This is a genomic window from Phyllobacterium sp. P5_D12 (assembly GCF_054049495.1).
On record NZ_JBFUMG010000278.1, the window covers coordinates 1 to 5,787 of the forward strand.

The following is a 5,787-nucleotide window of genomic DNA, read 5'->3' on the forward strand; positions in this document are numbered from 1 at the left end:
CGATGATATCCCCACAGGCACGCCTTCAAGCCGCGCTACGAGACGCGCATTGGCGAAGGAATCCTCGTTTGAGACCTGCACGACCTCGTCATAAATGTGCGTATCGAGCACAGCGGGAGCAAAGCCTGCGCCTATGCCCTGGATCTTGTGCGGGCCGGGATTGCCGCCGGAAAGAATGGGCGAATCCTTGGGCTCCACGGCAATAACCCGCACACTCGGCTTGCGCTGCTTCAACACCTGGCCGACGCCGGTAATCGTGCCGCCGGTGCCGATGCCGGCAACCAGAATGTCGACTGTGCCGTCGGTATCGTTCCAGATTTCCTCGGCGGTGGTCCGGCGGTGGATTTCAGGATTGGCTGGATTGTCGAACTGACCGGGGATGACCGCGTCGCCAATGGTCTCGACCAGCTCGTTGGCCTTGGCAATGGCGCCCTTCATGCCCTTGGCGCCTTCGGTCAGCACCAGCTCTGCGCCGAGCAGCTTAAGCATCTTGCGGCGTTCGACCGACATGGTTTCAGGCATGGTGAGGATCAACCGGTAACCTTTGGCGGCGGCGGCGAACGCGAGCGCGATGCCGGTATTGCCGGAGGTTGGTTCGACGAGCGTGGTCTTGCCCGGCTTCGCCTTGCCCTGCGCTTCGAGCGCCTCGATCAGCGCGACGCCGATACGGTCCTTGACGCTGGCAATAGGATTGAAGAATTCGAGTTTGGCCAGAAGATTGGCGCCCACACCCTTTTCCTTGGCCAGTTTGTCGAGACGGACCAGGGGTGTATCGCCGATCGTATCGACAATGGAATTGTAGATACGGCCACGGCCTGGCTTGCGCGCGCTGTCATTGCTCATGAATATCTCCTGATCCTGTTTGGGTCGTGCGGCGATCTTATGGGCCTCGCCTGAAAATTCCTAGTTGGCCCCATGCGTAAACACGATGCCGCTTAGAAGAAAATACTAATATTTGGCTACAGCTGTAATACCATTCCAGCTCAGGAGGAGCGACCTGCTATGGCGAGCGCAGCGCCCGCCATAAAGGCTGCCGCTGTGCGGTTCAGCCGTTTTAGCGCCCGGGGCGAGGCGAGCAATCCTCGCGCCTTCGCTGCCAGTGCGAGATAGGGCACCAGCACCACGAGCAGAACCAAAACAGTCAGCGCTGCGAGGATCGAATAGTCGGCCAGCGTGATCGTATGCAGGTCGACGAGAGTGGGTGTCAGGGCGATATAGAAAAGCATGGTCTTTGGATTGCCAAGCGTCACCGTCAAGCCGGCCACAATGCTGGAGACAGCACCCCCGCGACTTTTCTTGGCTTCGATCTTTTCCGCCGAAATGCCCGATGTCCAGAATCCCCAGGCAAGATAGGCAAGATACGCGACGCCCGCCCATTTGATCACCAGGAAAATCGTGCCGAATGTCTGCGCCACCATGGCAAGACCAAGCACCACTGCCGTCAAGTAAGTGAGGTCGCCGATGATCAGCCCGAGCGACATGAACAGCGATGAGCGAAACCCCGAGCCGAGTGCCCGCGCAACGAGGGCGGTCACCCCCGGGCCGGGGATAGCGGCGGCGATGGCAAGGGCACCAGAATAGGCAACAAAACCGGCAAGCGTCATGATCGTTCTCTATAAGTGGAGGTTGGCGGAGGCGGAAGATACTCCGAGGTCCGGCTTCTGTCCATGGACCGTGAAAAGAACCCGATTACACCTTGAACACAGGGCTTTGAATCTATAGTTTAGAACTATTCTAATTTGGGATCACGCCATGCTCAGCCGTTTTTTCGGTCATCGCCGCCATGAACTCGCCTCTCTCTCCGAACAGCAATTGCTGGCTCTGGCCATTTCGTCGGAAGAGGACGACGCGCGCATCTATCTCGCCTATGCGGATGGGCTGCGCGAGGACTTTCCGCAAAGCGCCAAGGTTTTCGACGAGATGGCGGATGAGGAAAACCGTCATCGCCAGGCATTGATCGATCTGCATCAGGAGCGTTTCGGCAACCAGATACCACTCATCCGCAGGGAGCACGTGCGCGGCTATATCGAGCGCAAGCCGGACTGGCTGGTTCGCCCGCTCGGTATAGAGAAGGTGCGGGAAATGGCTGAGAAGATGGAGGAACAGGCCTACCGCTTCTATATCGAGGCGCTGAAACTTGTGCGGGATGCCTCTACGCGCAAGCTCCTGGGCGACCTCGCCATTGCTGAGAAGGCGCATGAGTCACTTGCTCACCGGCTTGGTGCGCAGCACACGCCCGACGACGTGCAGGAGGTCGAGAAACAGACCGAACGGCGACAGCTTATCCTGACCTATATCCAGCCAGGTCTTGCCGGCCTGATGGACGGTTCCGTGTCGACCCTTGCGCCGATTTTTGCGGCCGCCTTCGCCACACAGGACACATGGCAGACGTTTCTCGTCGGTCTGTCTGCTTCGCTTGGCGCCGGTATTTCCATGGGCTTCACGGAAGCCGCGCATGACGACGGAAAATTGTCCGGGCGTGGCTCACCCTTAAAGCGCGGCCTCGCCAATGGCCTGATGACGGCGATCGGTGGCCTTGGTCACGCGCTGCCCTATCTCATTTCGGATTTCTGGACGGCCACGACAATCGCCGCGATCGTCGTTTTCATCGAGCTCTGGGCCATCGCCTATATCCAGCACCGCTTCATGGAGACGCCATTCTTCCGCGCCGCAATCCAGGTTGTTCTCGGCGGGGGGCTCGTATTGGCGACAGGCATATTGATCGGGAATGCGTGATTCGGTTCTCATAGAAAATCCACGCGATTGACCAACTTTTCGGGCGCCTTGTTGGAGCAAAAAGGGCGAATTTTCGCCCTTTTCCTGTTGCGAAAAGATATTTCTGCCCAACTGGTTAAGGCTAATTTTCTATGAATTCATGTGATTTTAACCAACGCCGTTCAGGAGGCGTTCATCTTTATGCATTAAATTTTAGCTAATTGATCGCTATCGGCCTCGTCCGGTATGCCAAAAACAAGAGACCAGAATGATGACCATGATTATCCAGCTACGCGATACGCTACGCGTCGTGCGAGAATTCATTGCTCCGAGTTACCGGCCCGAGCGCCACTACATGCGTGGCCCCGGACCGGCCTGTGCCCAGCGTAACCACCAGGTTCAGGCGTGATGGTACACTCGCGCATCAAGCGGAGCTTCATCACGGGCACGCAACCCATAATCACGTACAACGGACGCAATCCGCAGCCTGTAGTCGGCAAAGATCCCGGCGCGGCCGTCACGTTGAGCCAGTCGATGTTCCTCGGTCTGGCGCCAAGCCGCCACTGAGGCTTCATCGCGCCAGAACGACAGGGAGAGATAGCGGTTCTCGTTGGCAAGGCTGCGAAACCGCTCAACTGAAATAAAGCCGTCCATCGTCTCCAGCAGCGGCTTCAGGTCCGCTGCCCGGTCGAAATAATCCTTGCCGCGCCCTTCGGCCGGCTCCACCTCAAAAATCACCGCAATCACTTGAGCATTCCTCCATTCGTTCCTGTCACAAGGCGCAGGAATGTACGGTCCTCGCGCCGGATAAAGCGCTTATCCCTGGAAAATTCGTAGTTGGCCCGCCCCAGCGGATCGGCCATAAGCCGCGCGCGATAGGCTTCGTAAGCGGCCAGGTTCTCGATGTTGTAAACGCCGTAGGCCAGCGTGGCCGAGCCCTCATGCGGCGCATAATAGCCGATGAGATCTGCGCCGCAACGCGGTATTGCCTCGTTCCAGTTGCGCGCATATTCCTCGAAAGCGTCCTTCTGATAGGGATCGATTTCATATTTGATGAAACAGGTAATGGTCATTTCGGTCACTCCGTTGCCTGTGGGTTGACCACCTTTATAAGCAGCAATAGCGCTTGATACTTCGATCGTTTTCGAAGCATCATCGTTTGTGTTGGGTCATTCTCGATTGGCCAACAAACCCGGAAACGACCATGTCGAACAATGCGAGATTTGCCGAAATAGCCGCGCTTGCAGGTGATCCCGGTCGTGCGAGCATGCTCAACGGGCTCATGGACGGCCGCGCGCTGACCGCATCGGAACTCGCGCAACTCGCCGGCATCACCGCGCAGACCGCCAGCAGCCATCTGACGCGCATGACCGAGGCCGGCCTTCTCGCGGTGGAGAAGCAGGGCCGGCATCGCTATCACCGGCTAGCTTCGCCTGCCGTGGCCCAGATGATCGAGAGCATCATGCGGCTCGCCGCGCCGGGAGTTACAGCCAAGCCACTACGGACCGGCCCACGCGATGCCGCGCTCAGAGCAGGGCGCACCTGCTATGATCATCTCGCCGGGCATCTCGGCGTTTCGATCACCGATGCGCTGATCGATGCCGGCCATCTCGACCTTGGCCTCGATGCAGGCGAAGTGACGGATAGCGGGCTTGCGCTGTTCGCTCGCGCCGGCATCGATATCGAAGCGTTGACCGCCAAGCGCAGCCGCATTCTGTGCCGGCCGTGCCTCGACTGGAGCGAGCGCCGCCCGCATCTTGCCGGCGCAATCGGCGCAGCGTTGTGCAGCCACTGCTTCAACAATGGCTGGATCAGGCGGCTGGAAGGAACCCGCGCCGTGTCGGTGACGCCGAATGGACAGAGACAGCTGCGCGAGACATTCGGCGTCAGTCTCTAAACATGCCGCGTGACGCCGCCATCGATCCGTATGTTCTGGCCGGTGATATAGCCTGCATCGTCTGACAGCAGGAACGCGGTTGTCTTGGCAATTTCCGCCATCGTCCCAAGCCGCTTCATGGGTACCTTGTCTTCGGTTCCGGGCTTGTGGTCGAGACTGTCGATGTACCCCGGCAGAAGTGCATTCATGCGAATATTGTCGGCGCCATAGCGGTCGGAGTAGAGCTTGGTATAGGCGCCGACGGCCGCGCGATAGGCGCAGGAAACAGGAAAGACAAGGCTTGGCTCGAAGGAGGCGAACGTCGTGATGTTCACCCAGGCGCCCTTGCCCTGCTTTAGCATATGGGGCGTCACCAGCCGCGCCATGCGCACCACGCTCAACACCATCAGATCATTGCCGATCGCCCAATTTTCATCCGTTATATCGAGGAGATCGCCCTTCGGCGGATGGCCGGTATGATTAACGACAGCATCGACACGGCCATAGGCCTCGACGGTCTTTTCAACCAGCGCCTCCAGATCTGTTGCCTCGCCAGCAGAACCCTTGATGCCGACACCGCCAAGCTCGGCGGCAAGTTCGACCGCACTGCCGGACGGCGACATCAATCCGAGACGATAGCCGCGCTCGTGCAATTCGCGCGCGATGGCAGCACCCATGCCGGCTCCTCCACCGGTGATGATTGCAACTGGTGCTTGTGAAGTGTCGGTCATGATGCTCGCCTTTCAAGTTTTTGAATGGCGGGGAGCATGTTTGATCGGTAGCTCCGGCGCAAACGAATTCAGCAGGCAGCGAGGCTCAAATATTTTGAACGAACTTCCGAAAATGAGTCAAAAGTCGAATTGAAATTCTTGAAATAATTGTGAGAGTTTGAGTGGAGGGATTTTCCCCCCACTCAAATCCACGCTGTATCAATCCATAGTCACGCCCGTGCTCTTTACGACAGGCTCCCACTTCTGGATTTCTGCCTTGACGTGTGTCGCAAGCTCGTCTGGTGTTGAACCGACAATCGTCGCACTGAAATCTTTCATGCGCGAAACGACGGCAGGGTCTTTTAGCGCCGCGTTGGCCGCTTCGTTGAGGCGAGCCACAACCTCGGGTGGGGTCCCGGCGGGCGCAAACAATGCATTCCAGGTATATGTCTCATAGCCCGGCACGGCCTCAGCGACCGTTGGTAC

The 5,787-nt window shown here is 58.3% G+C and carries 9 protein-coding genes; 3 read left to right on the forward strand and 6 right to left on the reverse strand.

The features are described 5' to 3' along the window. Both cysK and ACXJ5O_RS16980 read right to left on the reverse strand, forming a co-directional pair. Positions 1-843: cysteine synthase A (cysK, locus tag ACXJ5O_RS16975; protein WP_457300910.1), on the reverse strand; the 843-nt coding region annotated here is incomplete at its 3' end. Between the two features lie 140 nt (positions 844-983). Next, complete coding sequence (locus tag ACXJ5O_RS16980; RefSeq protein ID WP_457300911.1) at positions 984-1,604, reverse strand: LysE family translocator; 621 nt, start codon at positions 1,602-1,604, stop codon at positions 984-986. 148 nt (positions 1,605-1,752) lie between these two features. On the opposite strand from ACXJ5O_RS16980, the gene mbfA reads away from it, so the two are divergent. Both mbfA and ACXJ5O_RS16990 read left to right on the forward strand, forming a co-directional pair. Beyond that, positions 1,753-2,736, forward strand: a complete 984-nt coding sequence (gene mbfA / locus ACXJ5O_RS16985; RefSeq protein WP_457300912.1) for an iron exporter MbfA — start codon at positions 1,753-1,755, stop codon at positions 2,734-2,736. A 247-nt stretch (positions 2,737-2,983) separates the two neighbouring features. Continuing rightward, a complete protein-coding gene (locus tag ACXJ5O_RS16990) occupies positions 2,984-3,124 on the forward strand; it encodes a hypothetical protein (protein ID WP_210001723.1) in 141 nt (46 codons plus the stop codon). On the opposite strand, the gene ACXJ5O_RS16995 is transcribed toward ACXJ5O_RS16990, so the two are convergent. Together ACXJ5O_RS16995 and ACXJ5O_RS17000 are read right to left on the reverse strand one after the other, a co-directional pair. Next, complete coding sequence (locus ACXJ5O_RS16995; protein ID WP_457300913.1) at positions 3,115-3,462, reverse strand: antibiotic biosynthesis monooxygenase family protein; 348 nt, start codon at positions 3,460-3,462, stop codon at positions 3,115-3,117. The two genes, ACXJ5O_RS16990 and ACXJ5O_RS16995, sit on opposite strands and share 10 nt — an antisense overlap. Continuing rightward, the gene (locus tag ACXJ5O_RS17000; protein WP_112528429.1) at positions 3,459-3,788 is read right to left on the reverse strand and encodes an NIPSNAP family protein; all 330 of its coding nucleotides are present in this window, start codon (positions 3,786-3,788) and stop codon (positions 3,459-3,461) included. The genes ACXJ5O_RS16995 and ACXJ5O_RS17000 overlap by 4 nt, the downstream gene beginning before the upstream one ends. A gap of 131 nt (positions 3,789-3,919) precedes the next feature. Between ACXJ5O_RS17000 and ACXJ5O_RS17005 the strand changes: the two genes are divergently transcribed. After that, positions 3,920-4,612 carry an ArsR/SmtB family transcription factor gene (locus ACXJ5O_RS17005; RefSeq protein WP_457300914.1) on the forward strand — a complete coding sequence of 231 codons (693 nt, stop codon included), beginning with the start codon at positions 3,920-3,922 and terminating at the stop codon, positions 4,610-4,612. On the opposite strand, the gene ACXJ5O_RS17010 is transcribed toward ACXJ5O_RS17005, so the two are convergent. After that, positions 4,609-5,322: an SDR family oxidoreductase gene (locus ACXJ5O_RS17010; RefSeq protein WP_457300915.1), complete on the reverse strand. Its 714-nt coding sequence runs from the start codon at positions 5,320-5,322 to the stop codon at positions 4,609-4,611. The two genes, ACXJ5O_RS17005 and ACXJ5O_RS17010, sit on opposite strands and share 4 nt — an antisense overlap. Before the next feature lie 198 nt (positions 5,323-5,520). Then, the coding region (locus tag ACXJ5O_RS17015) for a Bug family tripartite tricarboxylate transporter substrate binding protein (protein ID WP_457300916.1) at positions 5,521-5,787 on the reverse strand (267 nt) is incomplete at its 5' end.

Excerpts from the sequence above, each read along its gene's own strand:
- ACXJ5O_RS16990 (WP_210001723.1), top strand. The coding sequence starts at position 2,984 with ATGATGACCATGATTATCCAGCTACGCGATACGCTACGCGTCGTGCGA.
- ACXJ5O_RS17000 (WP_112528429.1), bottom strand. The coding sequence starts at position 3,788 with ATGACCATTACCTGTTTCATCAAATATGAAATCGATCCCTATCAGAAG.
- ACXJ5O_RS17005 (WP_457300914.1), top strand. The coding sequence starts at position 3,920 with ATGTCGAACAATGCGAGATTTGCCGAAATAGCCGCGCTTGCAGGTGAT.
- ACXJ5O_RS17010 (WP_457300915.1), bottom strand. The coding sequence starts at position 5,322 with ATGACCGACACTTCACAAGCACCAGTTGCAATCATCACCGGTGGAGGA.
- mbfA (WP_457300912.1), top strand. The coding sequence starts at position 1,753 with ATGCTCAGCCGTTTTTTCGGTCATCGCCGCCATGAACTCGCCTCTCTC.
- ACXJ5O_RS16980 (WP_457300911.1), bottom strand. The coding sequence starts at position 1,604 with ATGACGCTTGCCGGTTTTGTTGCCTATTCTGGTGCCCTTGCCATCGCC.